Here is an 18189-nt window from a genome sequence, read left to right on the forward strand (position 1 = left end):
GCAAGTCCGTTACCCTGCCGTTCCAGTAGCGGCATCTTCGGCTGGCGCCCCTGTCTCCGTACTCATGGCCTGCATCGCGCTAACCGCCGCTTCCGCCGCATCGCGGCCGCTGCGAACGCAATCAGGCATGCCGACCCCTTCGTACGGCTGTCCGGCCAGGAATACGCCCGGCAGCGCGCGCCCAACCTCGTCCCTCAGCGAGCGGATCGCTTGCACATGGCCGACCGGATACTGGGGCATCGAGTGGCGAAGGCGCGTAATCTCGACGAACTCCGGGTCGATATCGATATCAAGCAGCTCCCTCAGCTCGCTGCGCACCGTGCGCTTGAGCGCCTCATCCGGCCAATCCACCCGCTCCTCGTCGCCGGCCCGGCCAATGTAGCAGCGGATAATGAGCTTATCTCCGCGGCTCGTATGCGGCCACTTGACCGAGGTCCACGTGCAGGCGGTAATCGCCCGGCCTTCCCGGCGCGATATAACGAACCCTGTGCCGTCGAACTGATTCTTGACCTGCTTGCGGTCGAACACGCTGACGACGTTCGCGACCGACACATGACGGATCGCCTTCAGGGAGCTCGCGTCGATATGCTCCTCGAGGAAGGAAGCCGCATGATAAGAAGGCGTCGTTACGATGACCGCATCCGCTAACAGGCTGCTGCCATCGCTCAAGCGCACCAGATACGTTCCGTCCTCCCGCTTCTCCAGTCCTTCCGCGCCGATGCCGAGGCGTAATTCGGCTCGTTCCTGCAGCGTCTCCTCCAGCCGTTCGACGAGCGAGATCAGGCCGTTGCGGAACGTCAGGAACATCGTTCCCTTGGCGACATCCGGCAGCCCCGGAACCGACTGGCCTGCTTGGCGGCTCGCTTTCATTCCGCGAATCAGGCCCCCGTGCTTCCGCTCCACCTGCGCGAATTGCGGGAAGGTGGCCTGCAGGCTCAGCGCCTGCAAATCTCCGGCATAAATGCCGGCAAGCAGCGGCTCGGCAATATGCTCCGTCACTTCCCGTCCGAGACGTCTGTCCAGAAACGCGCCGACAGATTCATCTTCATCCGACGGACGCGGCTTGATGAACAGATCCATAGCCGCGCGAAGCTTCCCCCACGGAGAGATGAGCCCGGTCTTCGCGAACGGACCCAGCTCCGTCGGAATGCCCAGCACTAGGCCGGGCGGCATCCGGTACAGCTTGCCCCGGCGCAATATATATGTTTTTTTGGCATGCGGATTCGTTGCGACTAATTCGGATTCCATTCCGAGGTCGCGCGCCAAATCGATCATCGGCAGCTTCCGGGCGAGGAAGGAGTCCGGTCCTTTTTCAATGACACATCCTTCCTTGCGCAGAGTCTCAATCTTCCCTCCGAGACGGTCCGATTGCTCTATGATGGTAACGGAGATGGGCTGCCCCTCTTCATCCGCCTGCTTCAGCGCATAGAACGCCGCGCTCAATCCCGTAATTCCTCCACCGATAACGACAAGTTTCCGCAGAGCATTCATGTTGTAACCTTCTTTCTAATTACTCGCTTCCGACATCGCCTTCATCGTCACGTCGGCCAATGTCGACATATACTTCGGATCATCGTTCAGCATGCGAATCCGCTTGAAGCGGATGCCCAGGCGCTCGGCCTCCTGAACCGCCTCGATATCGAGATCATACAGCACTTCCAGATGGTCGGATACGAATCCGATCGGAGCCGATAGCACCCAGCGGATGCCTTCCTGCTGAACCGCGGCGAGCGTGTCCAAAATATCCGGCCCCAACCAAGGCGCTGCCGTTCGGCCCGCGCTTTGCCAGGTGAATCTCCACTGCCCTTCCTTCAGTCCGCAGCGCTCGGCAATCGCGCCCGATGTCGCGTTCAATTCATCCACGTACGGATCATTCATCTCCAGGATGCGCGCAGGCAGGCTGTGGGCGCTGAACAGCACCTGAATCTCATCCCGCTTCGCCCCTTCAGTAACGAAGGCGTCCAGCTGCTCATTCACCCGCTCTGTCAACGCATCCAGCAGCTCAGGGTGAAGATGATAGCTGTTGACGCAGCGAAGCTCGATCCCGTGCTTCGCCGCCGCTTCCTTCGCCCGCGCATTGTAGCCGCCGACGCTCATCGCGGAATAATGCGGCGCGAGCACGACGGACACGGCTTCCTTGATGCCGTCCGCGGCCATCGCCGCCACGCCGTCCTCGATATACGGCTGCGCATGCTTCAAGCCTTGGTAGCACACATACTCCACTTCCGTGCCTTCGGTACGGCGGTTCAGCGTCTCCTGCAGCGCTTCAACTTGGCGGTTCGTATGCTCCCGCAGCGGGAACACGCCCCCGACAATCGCTTCATACCGATCCGTCAGCTCCTTCAGCTGCTCCTCGGAAGGCGGATTGCCCCGCCGGATATGCGTGTAATAAGGCTCGATTTCTTCGAGGCTGCGGGGAGTTCCGTAAGACATCACCAGCACGCCGATTTTACGCTTGGACACTCGCTGTCCCTCCATTCCATCTCGTTCTCGTTACATTCTGTTTCTTATTTCTTCGCCAGCAATTGGCTGGAATATTCATGCACGAACTCGGTCAGCCGCTGTAATTTGTCCAGCGAAGCTTCCGGGAACAGCCCGTGGCCGAGGTTGAAAATGTAGCCCGGCTCCTGAATTCCCTGCTCCACGATATGGGCGGCTTCCCGTTCGATGACGCTCATCGGCCCAGTCAACACATAAGGGTCCAGATTGCCCTGCACGGCGAACCGGCCGTTCAGCCGGCGGCGTCCTTCCGTGACGGACACTCGCCAGTCTAAGCCAATCACATCCGCCTTCAGCTCATGGAGGGCCGGAAGCAATTCCCCGGAGCTGACGCCTGGGAAATATATTTTCGGCACGTCCAACTCGGACAACTCCGCAAAAATGCGCGTCATCGTCGGCAGCACGTACCGTTCGAAATCGCGCGGAGACAAGGAGCCTACCCAGCTATCGAACAATTGGAACGCTTTGGCCCCGTTCGCCACTTGGGAACGCACATAGGCGATCACCATGTCTGCCAGCTTGTCCATCAAGGCATACCATACGTCCGGAGTCTCATACATCATCGTCTTCGTAAGGATGTAATTTTTAGAAGGACGGCCTTCGATCAGATAGCTCGCAATCGTGAACGGAGAGCCCGCGAACGTGATAAGCGGAACCTTCAACTCTGCGTCAAGAATGCGAATCGTCTCAAGAATATGGCCCAGATCGCCTTCCGGATCGACCGGTGTCAGGCGCTCGACATCGGCCGCGCTTCGTATCGGATTGTGAATGACCGGCCCTACATTGGCAACAATATCGAAATCAATGCCCATCGAAGCGACCGGATTCATAATATCGGAATAGAGAATCGCCGCATCCACGCCGAGCTTGCGGACGGGCATCATCGTAACTTCAGCAGCCAGCTCCGGCTGGCGGCATATTTCAAGCAGACTGTATTTCTCTTTAATCTTGCGATAATCGGGATCATAACGCCCCGCCTGCCGCATGTACCATACCGGCACGCGGTCTACTTGTTCCTGTCGACACGCTTTCAGAAAACGATCATTATAAGTCATTCATATACCCCGCTTTGACGGTATTGTGCTTATAGACAAATCGTCCGTTTTGGACACGCACTTTTTTATAGCTAACGCTTCCATTATGCCCCTTTTCCAGACTTCTCACAACCTCGCCGTTCCGGGTAGCTATGACAATCTGTTGACAAAAAACGTTCGCATATGATGATTTTTCGACAATTTGCCTGCACAAAACTATGAAATGACCAGAAATTGCATAACCTATCCTGACTTGCTGCCAACTGCATCCATATCCCTGTTTTCATATGACAATTGATATATATATGTATGGTATAATAATACCCGTTGCTGAACATTGTACGGACCGTGACAGAAAGTGGTGAACATCTTATGCAGCAATGGAAACTGAACCTGATTATCCTCTGGTTCGGATCATTTCTGGTCATGTCGGGCATGACCATGGTTACGCCATTCTTGGCGCTTTATTTGCAGCATGATATCGGATTGAGCGATCCGCATCAAATTGCAATTTGGACGGGACTTATCTTTGCGGCGAATTTTTTGACCTCATTTATTTTTCAGCCGATCTGGGGCAAGTTCGCCGATAAGTACGGCCGCAAAGTAATGATTATCCGTTCCGGCTTAGGTATGGCCATCGTGACGGTGTTAATGGGCTTCGCGCAGACGCCGATGCATCTCCTGCTGCTTCGCTTGCTCAATGGAACGATCTCCGGCTTCAACCCGGCCGCGGTCGCGCTCGTATCGTCGACAACGCCGCGGGAACGGACGGGCTTCGCGATGGGAATACTCCAGTCCGGCGTCGTTGCAGGCACAATTCTCGGACCGCTTATCGGCGGAGGGCTGGCGGACTGGGTCGGCTATCGGCCGATATTCTATATTACCGGAACACTGCTGTTCCTGGCCACGATGCTGACGCTGTTCATGGTGAAGGAATCGTTCGACCGCGAGAAAGCGGCAGAAGAGCCGCAAATCTCGGTTCTCGCCGGCTTCAAGCAGTTATCTGGCATTCCGCAGCTGCTGTCTTTGTTCGCGGTAACCTTCCTGCTGCAATTCGCCATGCTGAGCCCAATGTCGCTGCTGCCGCTATATGTGCAGGACCTTCATGGCTCGACGCAAAATCTGGCGTTTCTCGCCGGACTAGTCAGCGCGGTCACCGGCGTGTCCAACATGATTTGCTCTCCGATATTGGGGAAAATGAGCGACAAGCACGGCTCCCACCGGATATTGACCGTATGTCTGATCGGCGCTGCGCTAACCTTGATTCCGCAGGCCTTCGTCGGCACCGTGTGGCAGCTGCTCGTCGTCCGCTTCCTGCTCGGAATATTTATGGGCGGCCTGCTCCCATCCGTCAATGCGCTGATACGGAAATATACGCCGGACGGGATGGAGAGCCGCGCCTACAGCTTCAATACGAGCACGCTCGCGCTCGGCAATATGATCGGACCCGTATTCGGTGGAGCGATGTCTGGAATTATCGGCATTCAAGGCATTTTTATCATCTCCGGCATTTTGCTGCTGGTCAATACGGCATGGGCCCGTTACTCCTTGTATGGGAGAAATAGAACAAGTCATCGGAACACGTAATGCCTTCAGCAAGCCGTCTCGCCTTGCTTCACACCGTTAGCTGGCAGAACGACCACACTATTTTTGTAAAAGGGCTTGATCTGAAAAGCATTTCATCCGCTACAGTATGAATAGAGCCGCCATCAGCCGGCGTTACCTGACGACATCGTCGGGGCGTTACGGCAGGCGGCTTTCTTTATTTTTATTTATCGTCGCCGCGAATCCGATACAAAAAAATTATCAGCGGCTTCTCCCTGTTTGGATCTCCGCTTTCGTGCGTATATATCCACTGAAAGGAGAGATTGTAAAACATGGTAAACCATTGGACATCGCGTGCCTTGGCCGTCATGCTGAGCTTCGTCTTAACCTGGAGCGCGGCGGCTGTGCTGGGGCAGGCAGAGGCGAAGGCCAAGCCAAGTTATCCGGAATTCAACAAAGTGTCGGCCGCAGGTCCCGTCATTCCGGGATTGAACGCCAAAAATGAATGGGTGCCTCAAGGATTGGCGGTCGTGCCGGGGAAAAATTGGGTCATCGTCTCGCATTATTCGGGGAAATCCAGCAGCCAAGCAAGCGCCATCTCCATTACCGACACGAAGACCAAAAAGCGGCTAAAGACGCTCTATTTGTACGAGAGCGCCAACAAGAAGCATACCGGACATGTCGGGGGTGTCGCAGCCAGCGCCAAATACGTATGGATTGCATCCGGCAGAAGCGTGTACCAAATTCCCGTCAGCACGGTCTCCAGCAAAAAGGATTACAGCAATGTCGTCATGAAAAAATACCCTCTTGGCCATAAAGCCTCCTATGCTTCCTATTCGGATGGAGTGTTGTGGGTGGGTGAATATATGGATGGCCAAGATATCGGCCAAAGCATGTGCAAGCCGGGACCGAAGGGCAAAGCGAGAGGCTACAAGCTGAACGGCAAAGGCGAACTCCCGTCCAATCCGAAGGCTTCTTATACGTGGACGACGCCTGACCGGGTGCAAGGAATGGCTCTGACGAAGAACCGCGTCTTCTACAGTCAATCCTGCGGCCGCAACAACGACAGCACCCTGCTCGTATACACGCGCGGGGCCTCGGGCAAGAAGGTCAGCTCCTTGAAAATGCCTCCGATGTCCGAAGGCATTTCCCTAACGGGAAGCAGCCTCTATGTTCTTTTCGAATCCGGTGCGCGCAAATACGCAAACGGGAAATACCCGCTCAAAAATATGTACATCATCAACACAAAGAAGCTGAAGCTATAGCGGTATCCAACAACAGCCCCTCCTCCGATCGGCATGACCGGATGAGGGGCTGCTTAGATAGGACACCTCCGCGCTCCTTTGCATCATTATCCCAATCCGCCAGACGGAGACTAGCAAAAGGGGTTTCCAACGGCCTGAAAACTGCACAGTTTCTCTAGACACGCTTATTCGGTAGGCGAAATCCTGCACAAACCCCCATGACGTCTACGACGTCACCCCCCAGAATGAAAATAGGTAGATGTAAACTTTTAAAGTTACTGTAGATGGTAATCATGAGACTAACAAATCCAAGGACGACTGTATTATTGGGGTACGACCCTGTTGCACAAACCGTCCAATTGCGATCGCGAGAACCGCCCAATGCACACCCAAGTGCGTGTATAAAATTTCCTTATTCAGGTCGCATGATTTGTTAGTACACATGAAAGCAGGTGCAAGCATGGATGCCGTACGCGAATGCTGTTGCGGATTAGATGTCCATCAAAAAACAGTAGTTGCCTGTATCCTTTACGGGGATTTAGAATCCAAGCCCAAGAAAGTCATCGAAAGCTTTGGAACAACAACTACCGAACTACTCCGACTTCAAGATTGGCTTAACGCACATGAGTGTAAAGAAGTAGCCATGGAGAGCACAGGTGTGCTGTGGAAACCGGTATGGAATATTTTAGAGTCTAGCTGCTATTTAGTGTTGGCAAACGCTAAACAAATCAAGAATACACCAGGGCGTAAGACAGACAAGAAAGATGCGGAGTGGATTGCACAACTTCATCGTTGTGGTCTCATTCAACCAAGCGTGGTGTTGCCGCAGCATTTGCGGGATTTACGAGATCTAACGAGGTATCGTCTGAGAATCGTGGTGACCATTGCTTCTGAGAAGAATCGTATCCATAAAATTCTTCAAGACGGAAACATCAAGCTTACGAGTTTTATGAGCGATTTGTTCGGCGTATCCGGGCGTCTGCTTCTGGAAAAGCTCATGGACGGAGAAGTGCTCGCAGAAGATGACGTACGCGAACTTGTCAAAACCAAGCTAAAAACAAAAGTGCCTCAGTTAGTTGAAGCTCTGAATGGTCAGCTACGGCGACATCATCGTGTTATGATGCGTGCACACTGGAAGCACCTGCTGTTCGAGGAAGCAGAACTGCAAGAAATTGAATCATTAATCGACGAACAGCTTGAGCCTTATCGAAAAGAGATTGAGTGTTTAGACAGCATTCCCGGAATTGACAAGTCTTGCGCTTCCGCTATATTTGCAGAAATGGGGCCGGATATCGCCACGCGTTTTCCCACGGTCGAGCAATTCACCTCATGGGCAGGGGTATCTCCAGGTAATAATGAGAGCGCGGGGCGCAAGAAAAGCCGGAAATGCCTGCAAGGGAACAAGTATCTGAAACGTAGCATAACGCAAGCGGCATGGGCAAATTACAGGTCAAGGAATCGAATAGGTGAGCACTTTAGACGGATACGGAAACGACGAGGCGAAAAAACAGCAAGCGTAGCAACCGGACATCTCTTAATTAAGATCATTTATGCCATGATGAAAGAAGGAACGCCATACAAAGAAATAGACATGCAGGTACGCATGTCTAAACAAAGAACAGCTAATTTTTACGTAAAGAAACTCCAAGAGCTGGGCTTTGCACTTCAACTAACTGAAAACGAAACAAGCTAAATTTTGAAAATGATGTGATCATTTTCGGGGGGTGAGTCTTTTTTTGCTTTCTTAGAGTAATAATGGCCCGAAAAAGTTCTATTCATACATTTTGAAAGGGCTGTCGTGCTTACTTCAACGTTTTTATTTTCGTATAAAATACAGCAATTCGATATGGACGACTTCACCAGAAAGGGAATCCTGCAAAACTACAGCAATTTCACCCGTTTCGCTTCAACTTGAAGCAAAAAGGCCTAAAATGATGTGGATTTGCAGCAATTTCTCGGGATGTGGACTCACTGAACCAAAATTCCTGTAAAATAGCAGCAATTTCCTCCACACATCCAAGCCCCAGGAGGCAACGATGCCACTAGAATGCGATGATGCCACTAGAAGGCGATGATGCCTCCAGGATTGGACACGGAGGAGGACGACTATGTCTTCTTCACGCTGTCTTATTGGCTGAAGGATGTGCGGAATCCGAAGCCGTGACAGGCCAGCGACAAGAAGCGGAAGAGTTCCCGGCATGATGATTGCTTCAAGCTCTTTCTCCACTTTGCAGTCTTCTTTCCTCGCCCTGACCAAACGATACCCAATCATCTCCTCATTGGCGTCCCTTACAGCTGCAGCAGGCCGAGCACGTGAAGGAATACGATGGCGATCACAACCGGAATGACGTAGCGCAGCAGTATGATGTAGAGGGCGAGTCCTTTGCGCCACCAAGCCGCCTCGTTCGCGAATTCCTCGTACAGCCGCTGCCGCGGGAAGCGGTATCCGACGAACAAGGCGATGAGCAGCGCCCCGACGGGCATGAGCACATTCGTCACGGCGAAGTCGGCCGCGTCGAACAGAGACAGGCCGAAGATGCGCGCATCCGACCAGACGCCGAACGACAAGGCGGGCGGGATGCCGACGATGAAGATAAGGATGCCGAACAGCCAGCTCATCCGGGAGCGCTGTTGGTCGTTGTTGGACAATCCCGAGACCAGAATCTCCAGCATGGAGAAGGCCGAGGTTAAGGCCGCGAATAAGAACAACGCCAAGAATAAGACGATGAAAAGGCCGCCGAACGGCAGCTGTTCGAACAAGGCCGGCAAGGTGCCGAACAGCAGGCCTGGGCCTTCCTGCGGCTTCATGCCCAGCGCAAATATGGCCGGGAAGATCGCAAGCCCCGCCATCAGCGAGGTCAGGACGTTCAGGCCGACGACAGAGACCGATGATTTGACCAGCGATTCCTGGCGGCTCAAGTAGGAGCTGTAGGTTACCATGACGGATACCCCGACGCTGAGACAGAAGAACGACTGCCCCAACGCATACAGCACAGCCTGTCCCGTCAGCTTGCTGAAATCAGGCTGAAGAAAATAACGAAGTCCTTCGCCCATTCCGGGAAGGGTCAGGGAACGGATAATAAGCACGAGGAATAAGACGAACAAGCCCGGCATCAAGATGCGGCTTGCCCGTTCGATTCCCCCCTTGATTCCGCGCGCGACCACCGCGATCGTAATCAGCATGAAGACGAATTGCGCGGCCACCGCATACCACGGATTGGCTACCGTCTCGGCGAACAGCGCATCGTAATCCCGGCCGCTCGCGAGCAAGCCGCCCACAATGCCGCGTCCTACATAGAGCACGATCCAGCCGCCGACGACGCTGTAGTAGGACAAGAGCAGGAAGCAGGTTCCGATGCCCAAGTATCCGATCCAGTGCCATTTCGAACGCGGCGCAATGTCCTGGTAAGCGGATACGGCTCCCCGGCCTGTACTGCGCCCGATGGCGAACTCCGCCAGGAGCAGAGGCAGCCCGATGCCCAGCGTAAATAGTAGAAAAATAATAAAAAATGCGCCCCCGCCACTCGTCGCGACGACATTGGGGAATTTCCAAATGGCCCCCAGCCCGATCGCCGATCCGGCTGACGCCAATATAAATCCGAGTTTTGAAGTCCACTGCTCTCGAGTTGTCATTACTGCCTCCTGTTGTCAATCTGTGTACGAATATTGCCCGCTCATACCGGCAGCCAGTTCATCCCGTGCAAAAACACGACCAGGACGATAACCGGCAAAATGAAGCGGAGCATGAAGACGTACACGGCCAAGCCTTTGTGCCAACGGCTGCCGAGCGTGTTCCATTCCTCCTGCAGGCGCCGCCGCGGATACCGGAACCCAACGAATAGCGAGATCAGCAGCACGCCAAGCGGAAGCATGACGTTCGTAACCGCGAAGTCGGCCCAATCGAATATATTGCGCCCCAGCCACTGCAGATGGCTGCCCACGCCGAAGGAGAGTGCCGAAGGAACGCCCAAGGCAAATATAACGCCGCCGACCAGCCAACACATGCGCGTGCGTTGCTCCGCCTTGCCCCGGGTGAATGCGGCCACGACGATTTCCAACAGAGAGAACGCCGATGTCAGTGTCGCGAATAAGAAAAGCGCCAGGAACAGCACGATGAACAAGCTGCCGAACGGCAGCTGCTCAAAGACGGCCGGCAGTGTAATGAACAGCAGCCCCGCACCTTCTTGCGGCTTCATGCCGAGCGCGAACAAAGCGGGGAAAATCGCGATGCCCGCCATGAACGAGGTCAGCACGTTCAAGCCGACGACCGATAGAGCCGGCTTTCCGAGAGGCTCCCCTTTCTTCAGATAAGAGCTGTACGTTACCATGCAGGAGCCGCCCACACTCAGGCAGAAAAAGGATTGTCCGAGCGCATACAGCAGCGCTTGCGGCGTCAGCTGGCCGAAGTCCGGCTTCAGAAAATAGACGAGTCCTTCGCTCATCCCCGGCAAGGTAAGCGACCGCACAATCAGGACGAGGAACAGAATGAACAAGCCCGGCATCATAATGCGGCTTGCCTTCTCAATGCCCTGCTTCACTCCCCGGGCCACGATAACGATCGTGATGAGCAGGAACAACGCCTGCGCCAGCACGGCCGCCCAAGGGTTGGCCGAAGTCGATTCGAAGAGCTCTCCATAGTTCCGTCCACCCTGCAGCAGTGAACCACTCAGGGCCTTGAGGAAATAGAGCACAATCCAGCCGCCAACCACGCTGTAAAAAGACAGCAGCAAGGAGCACGTCGCCATGCCCAAATAGCCGACGCCGTGCCATTTGCTCCCCGGCGCCAACTCACGGTAGGCAGATACCGCTTCCTTGCCCGTGTTGCGGCCGATCATGAACTCGGCCAACAGCAGCGGCAGACCGATGCCGAAGGTAAAAATAATAAAGACAAGAAAAAAAGCGCCGCCACCGCTGGTAGCGACGACATTCGGGAACTTCCAGATCGCTCCGAGCCCGATGGCCGATCCGGCCGAGGCGAGCACGAAGCCGAGCCTCGAAGTCCATTGTTCTTGCTGTGTCATCCGTTCTAATCCATCCTTCTTTTTCGATTGCTGTCATCCATTATAGCATAGCAACGGAATAAAGAGTCTGCTTCCACATATTTGGAATCTGGCCGTCTATTTCACGATAGCAAGCGCCAGACCGTCATAGGCCGGAAGCAGCGTGCTGAGCAATCGTTCATCCTGCGCGATCGCGGCATTGAAGGCGCGCATCGCCTGCACGGACGGGCCCTGCTTGTCCGGATTGAGCGTTCTGCCGCGGAGCATGAGGTTGTCTCCCGCAATTAGTGCCCCCGGTCTCGCCAGCCGGATTGCGTATTCGAGATAGGCCGGGTAATTTTCTTTGTCCGCGTCGATGAAGAACAGATCATAGCGGGCTCCTTCCCGCTCCAGTTCTGCAAGAGATTGAAGCGCCTCGCCCACTCTGTATTCCACCTGCTCGCCGAAGCCGGCTTCGGTGAGATTGCGTTTCGCCAGATCGGCATAGTCTTGACGCAGCTCCAGAGAGACAAGGCGGCCTCCCGGTTCCAGCCCCCGTAAGATGCAATAGCCGCTGTAGCCGCCCAGCGCGCCGATCTCCAGCGCATCCTTCGCATGTGCCAGGCGGGCGAGCATCGTCAACAGGCGCCCGTACCCTTCCGGCACGGAAATGTCCGGCATGCCCTGAGCCCGGATAGCTTCCTTGATTCGCTCCACGGCCGGATCCGCCGGATATAATTGTTCCAAATAAGATTCTACTGCTTCACTCGACATTTTCCATCCTCCTTGCATTTTATGATATGATGAATGCCATACAAGTACAAGTAAGAGAAGTAGAACGGAGTGTTGTTATCGAATGAACCGACCTTGGACATTAATCGCGACTGCCCCGATGGGTCTGGAGGCCGTCGTCGCGCGCGAATTGAAGCTGCTTGGATACGAGGATACGCGGGTGGAGAACGGCCGCGTGCTGTTTTCCGGAGGTCCTGTCGACGTGTGCCGGGCCAATCTGTGGCTCCGGACCGCGGATCGGGTGCTCGTCAAGATGGGCGAGTTCCGTGCGCGTACCTTCGAGGAGCTATTCGAGGGCACCAAAGCCATCCCATGGCCGGACTGGATCCCGATGCACGGCGAATTTCCGGTTGACGGGCGTTCTCATAAATCCCAGCTCTCGAGTGTCCCCGCCTGTCAGGGCATCGTGAAAAAGGCGGTCGTGGAGCGAATGAAGCAGCGGTACCATACCGACTGGTTCGAAGAGTCCGGTCCGCTGTACCGGATCGAGGTCTCCCTGCTGAATGACATGGCGACGATTACGCTGGACACGACCGGGCCCGGCTTACATAAGCGCGGCTACCGCAAGCTGACCGGAGCTGCTCCGCTCAAAGAGACGATGGCTGCCGCCATCATTTTGCTGAGCAGGTGGAATCCGCAGCGGCCGCTGTATGATCCGTTCTGCGGATCGGGAACCCTGCTGATCGAAGCGGCGATGATCGGCTGGAATGTCGCTCCCGGACTCCGGCGCTCCTTCTCTGCGGAGGCGTGGGGCGTCATCGGTGAACAGGCATGGGAACAAGCGCGGGAGGAAGCGTTCGACGCCGTCCGCGACGACACGGAGCTCCGGTTGACCGGATCCGATATCGATCCGGAAGCGATTCGCCTAGCGCAGGCAGCGGCGAAGAGCGCCGGCTTCGCCCGCGAGATCGAGTTCCGCGTCTCCCCTGCGAACAAAGCAAAGCCGGAAGGAGACTACGGCTGCGTCGTGACGAATCCGCCTTACGGCGAACGATTGAACGAGAAGGATGAAGTCGAGCGGATGGTGAGAGACCTTGGCTTCATGGCGAAGACCCTGCCGACCTGGTCATTCTTCGCGATCAGCCCGAGCCGCCAGTTCGAGCATTACTTCGGGCGCCCGGCGGATAAGCGCCGCAAGCTGTTCAACGGCAATATCGAATGCCAGCTCTATCAATATCTCGGTCCGCTCCCGCCGCGCAGCAAAGCGCCGGAGTCGCCTGCCGAATCTTAATTTACGCCCAATCGAACACCATCTGCCCTACATCGGCAGGCGGTGTTCTTTTATTTTTAACATTTTATGAAAATCTGATAAGATGGGAGGTACGATTACAAGTCAAGGAAGGTACACGTAATGAATCCAATTCGTCAAGCCCGGCCCGATTCCAGCGGCAGGAAAAGATCGGCAGCCGCCCTGTTCGGATGGCTCAGCTTCGTCTTCTTCCTCGCGGCTATGATGGGGAAGCTGATCTATTTCAATCACACGCTGGCGATACCGAATATGGCCATGAACCGGGACGACTATCTGGTCGCCCTGGGAGCGCTGCTCATTGCGGGCAGCTGGACGTTCTGGGCGAAGGAACGATGGCGCCCTCTGCTCCTGCTGCTGCTTAACTTCGCGCTGACGCTGCTCATTTTTGCCGATTTGATCTATTTCCGCTATTTTCAGGACTTCATCACGATTCCCGTCCTGCTTCAAGCGGCGCAGGTCAGCTCGCTCGGAGAGAGCATCGCTTCGCTTATTCACGGCAAGGATGTGCGGCTGTTCCTGGATTGGCTCGTCCTGATTCCGCTTACGATCGGGCATGTCCGCATTCGGTCCAGGGAATCTCGGTATCAGCGCGCCATGTTATCCGGCCAAAAAAACCGGGGGCGCATGCTGCAGCGGGCAGCGGCCGGCCTGCTTGCCATCGTCGTCGGCGCCGTGATGGTAGCCGTACCGGTTAACAAAGCAACCAGCACATGGGCCAAAGGGCTGTTCAGCTCGGTCTGGTGGAGCGCCTCCGTCTATAACATTACGGGCTTGCTGGGCTTTCACGGCTATGATGTGTACCGGTTCGTGAAGGAGAATATAGGGGGCGGAGCCTCTCTCTCGGAAGCCGAGATCAAGGACGCGGAAGCGTGGTTCGCCGACCATCGCCCGGACCGGCAAGGACCTGCGCCCTCATTCGGGCGCTATGCCGGCAGCAATGTCATTATTGTGCAGGCTGAGGCGTTCGAAAATTTCGTCATCGGCGCCAAGGTGAACGGCCAGGAGATTACGCCGAACCTGAATGCGCTTCGCGAGGACAGTCTCTATTTCACCCGTTTCTTCCATCAGACGGGGCAGGGCCGCACCTCCGATGCCGATTTCGGGGTGAATGCCGGGCTTCATCCACTGCCGTCCGGCTCCGTCTTCATCCGCTACCCTGGCCAGACCTACGACACGCTGCCGGCCATGCTCCGCGCGGAAGGATATCGCACCGGGGCGTTCCATGCGTATGACGCCGGGTTCTGGAACCGTTATATCATGTATCAAAATATGGGCTACGACTTTTTCATGAGCAAAAAAGACTATGTTCTTGATGAGCGGGTCGGATGGACGGTCGGGGACAAATCCTTCTTCCGCCAATCGGTCGAACGAATGTCTGCCGAGCCGCATCCGTTCTACAGCTTCTTAATCACGCTGGCAAGCCATCATCCGTACAAGCTGCCGGAATCGGTGCAGAAGCTTGATGTCGGCCCATACAAGGACACAATGTTCGGTGACTATTTGCAATCGATGCATTACGTTGACGAAGCGGTCGGAGAAATGATTGCCGATCTGAAGCAGCGCGGGCTGTGGGACAAGACGATCTGGGTGTTCTACGGAGATCATGACAACTCTATCGGAGAGACGGAGCCTCTCTCGTGGCTGCTCGGCCATCCGATCAGCAAGCTTGATATGCTGGAGATGAAGAATCAGGTCCCGCTCTTCATTCATCTCCCTGACGGGGCCCAGTCCGGGACATATGATACGGTTGCGGGCCAATTGGACGTCGCCCCGACTCTGCTGCACTGGCTCGGAATCGATCCGGCCGACTCCTATATGATGGGCCATAATCTGCTGCTGCCGGATCGGCGGCTTGTCGTCCTGCGGAACGGATCGTACACGGACGGCAGCATTTTCTATGTCCCTTCGGCCGACGGACTGTTCGAGCACGGCACCTGCTTCGATTACGCGGCGCGAGAGAAGACGGATGTCGCCCGTTGTCAGCCGTACGATGCCGAAGCGAAGCGCCGCTTGACGGTCTCGGATAACGTGATTACGCATAATCTGATCAAGCGGTTCCGCCAATCTTCTCATTCGGAACCGTGACATGACAGCCGCTGTCCCCGTTGACAGCGGCTGTCCGCGCTTCTCCCGGGTGCCCGCCATCCGTTCGCTGCCGCTCCTGCGCCGCCCGCCTGTGCCCTCTCACCGGCACTACCGTTCCTGCAGCAGCTCGTCCAGCTTCCGGCGCCGCTTCTTCTCCTTCAGGCGCCGCTCGCGTTCTTCGCGGCGCAGGGCCTTGGCGAGAGACGCGCACATGCCAAGCAGGACGGCCGCGAACGGCAGCGCGGTTAGGATGGAAGCGGTCTGAAGCGCATCCAGCCCGCCGCTCAGGAGGAGGACGATGGCGATCAGCGACTGGAAGATTCCCCAGGTGAGCTTGATCGGGATGCTCGGATTCGGATTCCCGTCGGACGACATCATGCCAAGCACGAAGGTGGCGGAATCCGCCGACGTAATGAAGAAGGTCACGATTAACAGCGTGGCCAGCACCCCGAGCACATAGCCGGCCGGCAGGGCGTCGAGCGTTACGAACAAGGCGGACGTAATATCCTGCTCCACCGCCTGGGCCAGATTCATGCCTTCGAACATCTCCAAGTGAAGCCCCGTCGCCCCGAACACGGAAAACCAGATGAAGCTGAAGCCGCTTGGCAGCAGCAATGTCCCGAGAATGAACTCCTTAATCGTCCTCCCCCGGGATACGCGGGCGATGAACGAACCGACGAACGGCGCCCACGCAATCCACCACGCCCAGTAAAACAGGGTCCATCTCGCAATCCAGGAATTCTCCGTGAACGGCGACAGCCGAAGACTCATCTGGATAATATTTTGCAAGTAGCCGCCCAACGTCGTCGTGAACGTATCGATGATGAAAGAGGTCGGTCCGAGCAGCAGCGTGAAGACGAGCAGGCCAAGCGCAATGAGCAGATTCGTATTGCTTAATATGCGTATCCCCTTGTCCAGGCCGGTAATGGCCGAAGTCAGGAACAATATAGTAACCACGATAATAATGATGATTTGAACGGTGATGTTCGACGGAATTCCCAGCGTATGCTGCAGTCCGCCGTTAATCTGCATCACGCCGAGGCCAAGCGACGTCGCGACACCGAAGGTAGTGGCGATAATGGCCAAAACGTCAATCAGTTTGCCGATGGATCCTTCCACGCGTTCTCCAAGCAACGGGTAGAACGTTCGGCTGATCAGTCCTTTATGCTCATGGCGGAAGGTGAAATAAGCCATAGCGAGCGACACGAGCGTATAAATCCCCCATGGATGAAGTCCCCAATGGAAGAACGAATAACGCATCGCTTCTCGCGCCGCATCCGGTGTCATCCCAGCTGCGGTGGGCGGATTCAGATAATGGCTGAGCGGCTCGGCTACACCCCAGAAGACGAGCCCGATGCCCATGCCCGCGCTGAATAGCATCGCGAACCAGGACAGATTCGAATATTCCGGCTCATCGTCCTCTTGGCCGAGTCGAATGTGTCCGTGCTTCCCGAAGGCAAGCGCGAAGCAGAACAATAGCACGATCAGGGCCGTTATCAGGTAGAACCAGCCGAACCGCTCCGTCGTGAAGGTGAGCGCCGCCTCGGATTGCTGCGCCATGCTGCCCGGGGACAGCAAGCCCCACAGGACAAAGGCCAGGATGATAACGACCGATATTCCAAATACCATATCCCCACCCCTTGGTTTGTTGCTCTTGATAGCATGTAGTATGCGCAAAAAAAATCCCAGACGGTTGTCTGGGATTCCGGCATTATTTTCATAATAAAGAGGGCAACTTCATTCTTCACGTTGTTCCCACTGCTCGCTGTTGAGGAGAGAGCTTAACCGGTTCTGCTGCTCCTCAAGCATCGCTTCGGCCAGCTCCACCGGCTGCTGGTTCAAGCTCAGTCCGGCCTGCTCGACAGCCCGTTCCGCATGCTGAAGCGATTGCTCGGCTTGCTCGACGGACTGGTCCGACGGATGAGACATCGCTTGGGATACCGCATTGCGCGCGGTCTTGACGGCATTTTGGGCCTGGGAGATCGGATTCTGCGACTGCAGGCTGGAGTCATACTTGTTCGGCATGCTGTAAGCCTCCTTCGTCTGTGTAGTCATAAGCAACGTTAGGATGTGCTCGACAGCATTTTCTATACCGACAACTAGCCCTTCAGGAACGCCTTCGCCTTCTCGATCGCCTCGTCCTCCGTCGGCGCCGTGACATATCTTCCGTTAATAAAAATAAATACCCGCTTCAGGCAATGGCCGCAGTACGACTTGCACCCTATTTTAATTTCCGCCTCGGGATCCAGCTTCTTCACCTTCGGCAGGAACGACTTCATGCTGATGTGGCGGCATTTATCACATATACGTATATCATTTGCCATGATTGCTCACTCCATCTTAATCCCTTCGTCTTGATGTAAAAAGAAATACCGATGTTGCTATAGTTATTGTAAGGGAATGGCCCTGCAGAAGCAACCGGTATGACCACAACTTCTAGCGGACGGGATCGTATTTCATGACCCGCTTGGAGAACCATGGCATCAGAATCATCGTGAACAGGATATCGTCGATCGGCATGAATGGCATGACATCGGGCATTACCCAATACAACAGGACCAGTCCGACAAATATCCCTTTCTCCTTCAGCGGAACCCGGGTCGAGAACAACAACCGCGGAGCCGATCGGAAAAGCCGGATGATCCGGCGAACAGGATGCCTGCTTCCGCCCTTGCTGGACATATGATTGCGGCCCATCCGCACACCTCCTTGCCCCTAGTGTGCGCCATCCGGCACGCGTCATACGGCCCGCTTGAGACGGT

At 55.5% G+C, this 18189-nt stretch carries 16 protein-coding genes; 5 read left to right on the forward strand and 11 right to left on the reverse strand.

What is annotated here, in order from left to right:
* Positions 1 to 9 precede the first annotated feature (9 nt).
* Genes hemG through hemE form a run of 3 tightly spaced genes read right to left on the reverse strand, consistent with a single transcriptional unit; the run spans position 10 to position 3554 of the window.
* Entirely contained in the window at positions 10 to 1491 is a 1482-nt protein-coding gene (hemG, locus tag NNL35_RS24250) for a protoporphyrinogen oxidase (RefSeq protein ID WP_254553811.1), read from the reverse strand.
* A 15-nt stretch (positions 1492 to 1506) separates the two neighbouring features.
* Positions 1507 to 2478 carry a ferrochelatase gene (gene hemH / locus NNL35_RS24255; RefSeq protein ID WP_254553812.1) on the reverse strand — a complete coding sequence of 324 codons (972 nt, stop codon included), beginning with the start codon at positions 2476 to 2478 and terminating at the stop codon, positions 1507 to 1509.
* A 29-nt stretch (positions 2479 to 2507) separates the two neighbouring features.
* A complete protein-coding gene (gene hemE / locus NNL35_RS24260) occupies positions 2508 to 3554 on the reverse strand; it encodes a uroporphyrinogen decarboxylase (protein ID WP_254553813.1) in 1047 nt (348 codons plus the stop codon).
* 351 nt (positions 3555 to 3905) lie between these two features.
* On the opposite strand from hemE, the gene NNL35_RS24265 reads away from it, so the two are divergent.
* The 3 genes from NNL35_RS24265 to NNL35_RS24275 all read left to right on the forward strand — a co-directional run bounded on the left by NNL35_RS24265 (position 3906) and on the right by NNL35_RS24275 (position 8015).
* On the forward strand, positions 3906 to 5120 hold the full coding sequence (locus tag NNL35_RS24265) for an MFS transporter (protein WP_254553814.1): 1215 nt from the start codon (positions 3906 to 3908) through the stop codon (positions 5118 to 5120).
* 290 nt (positions 5121 to 5410) lie between these two features.
* Entirely contained in the window at positions 5411 to 6343 is a 933-nt protein-coding gene (locus NNL35_RS24270; RefSeq protein ID WP_254553815.1) for a hypothetical protein, read from the forward strand.
* 439 nt (positions 6344 to 6782) lie between these two features.
* Positions 6783 to 8015: an IS110 family RNA-guided transposase gene (locus NNL35_RS24275; RefSeq protein WP_254553816.1), complete on the forward strand. Its 1233-nt coding sequence runs from the start codon at positions 6783 to 6785 to the stop codon at positions 8013 to 8015.
* 596 nt (positions 8016 to 8611) lie between these two features.
* Here NNL35_RS24275 and NNL35_RS24280 read toward each other — a convergent pair.
* From NNL35_RS24280 to NNL35_RS24290, 3 genes are all read right to left on the reverse strand, one after another.
* On the reverse strand, positions 8612 to 9955 hold the full coding sequence (locus tag NNL35_RS24280; protein WP_006679262.1) for a sodium-dependent transporter: 1344 nt from the start codon (positions 9953 to 9955) through the stop codon (positions 8612 to 8614).
* 41 nt (positions 9956 to 9996) lie between these two features.
* The gene (locus NNL35_RS24285) at positions 9997 to 11343 is read right to left on the reverse strand and encodes a sodium-dependent transporter (RefSeq protein WP_006679263.1); all 1347 of its coding nucleotides are present in this window, start codon (positions 11341 to 11343) and stop codon (positions 9997 to 9999) included.
* A 96-nt stretch (positions 11344 to 11439) separates the two neighbouring features.
* Positions 11440 to 12075 (reverse strand): O-methyltransferase, encoded by a 636-nt coding sequence (locus NNL35_RS24290; protein ID WP_006679264.1) that lies wholly within the window; start codon positions 12073 to 12075, stop codon positions 11440 to 11442.
* A gap of 82 nt (positions 12076 to 12157) precedes the next feature.
* Here NNL35_RS24290 and NNL35_RS24295 point away from each other — a divergent pair, with 82 nt between their 5' ends.
* Positions 12158 to 13324 carry a THUMP domain-containing class I SAM-dependent RNA methyltransferase gene (locus NNL35_RS24295; protein ID WP_006679265.1) on the forward strand — a complete coding sequence of 389 codons (1167 nt, stop codon included), beginning with the start codon at positions 12158 to 12160 and terminating at the stop codon, positions 13322 to 13324.
* Between the two features lie 120 nt (positions 13325 to 13444).
* Positions 13445 to 15427, forward strand: a complete 1983-nt coding sequence (locus NNL35_RS24300) for an LTA synthase family protein (protein WP_006679266.1) — start codon at positions 13445 to 13447, stop codon at positions 15425 to 15427.
* On the opposite strand, the gene NNL35_RS24305 is transcribed toward NNL35_RS24300, so the two are convergent.
* The 5 genes from NNL35_RS24305 to NNL35_RS24325 form a co-directional block, all read right to left on the reverse strand.
* Complete coding sequence (locus tag NNL35_RS24305; protein WP_254553817.1) at positions 15390 to 15530, reverse strand: hypothetical protein; 141 nt, start codon at positions 15528 to 15530, stop codon at positions 15390 to 15392. The two genes, NNL35_RS24300 and NNL35_RS24305, sit on opposite strands and share 38 nt — an antisense overlap.
* Before the next feature lie 5 nt (positions 15531 to 15535).
* The gene (locus NNL35_RS24310; protein ID WP_006679267.1) at positions 15536 to 17056 is read right to left on the reverse strand and encodes a glycine betaine uptake BCCT transporter; all 1521 of its coding nucleotides are present in this window, start codon (positions 17054 to 17056) and stop codon (positions 15536 to 15538) included.
* A 108-nt stretch (positions 17057 to 17164) separates the two neighbouring features.
* Positions 17165 to 17452, reverse strand: a complete 288-nt coding sequence (locus NNL35_RS24315) for a hypothetical protein (RefSeq protein ID WP_006679268.1) — start codon at positions 17450 to 17452, stop codon at positions 17165 to 17167.
* A 74-nt stretch (positions 17453 to 17526) separates the two neighbouring features.
* Positions 17527 to 17751, reverse strand: coding sequence for a YuzB family protein (locus NNL35_RS24320; protein WP_006679269.1), 225 nt, complete (start codon positions 17749 to 17751; stop codon positions 17527 to 17529).
* A gap of 112 nt (positions 17752 to 17863) precedes the next feature.
* A complete protein-coding gene (locus NNL35_RS24325; protein WP_006679271.1) occupies positions 17864 to 18124 on the reverse strand; it encodes a hypothetical protein in 261 nt (86 codons plus the stop codon).
* Positions 18125 to 18189 lie beyond the last annotated feature (65 nt).

The organism is Paenibacillus dendritiformis, from assembly GCF_945605565.1.
GTDB lineage: Bacteria > Bacillota > Bacilli > Paenibacillales > Paenibacillaceae > Paenibacillus_B > Paenibacillus_B dendritiformis_A.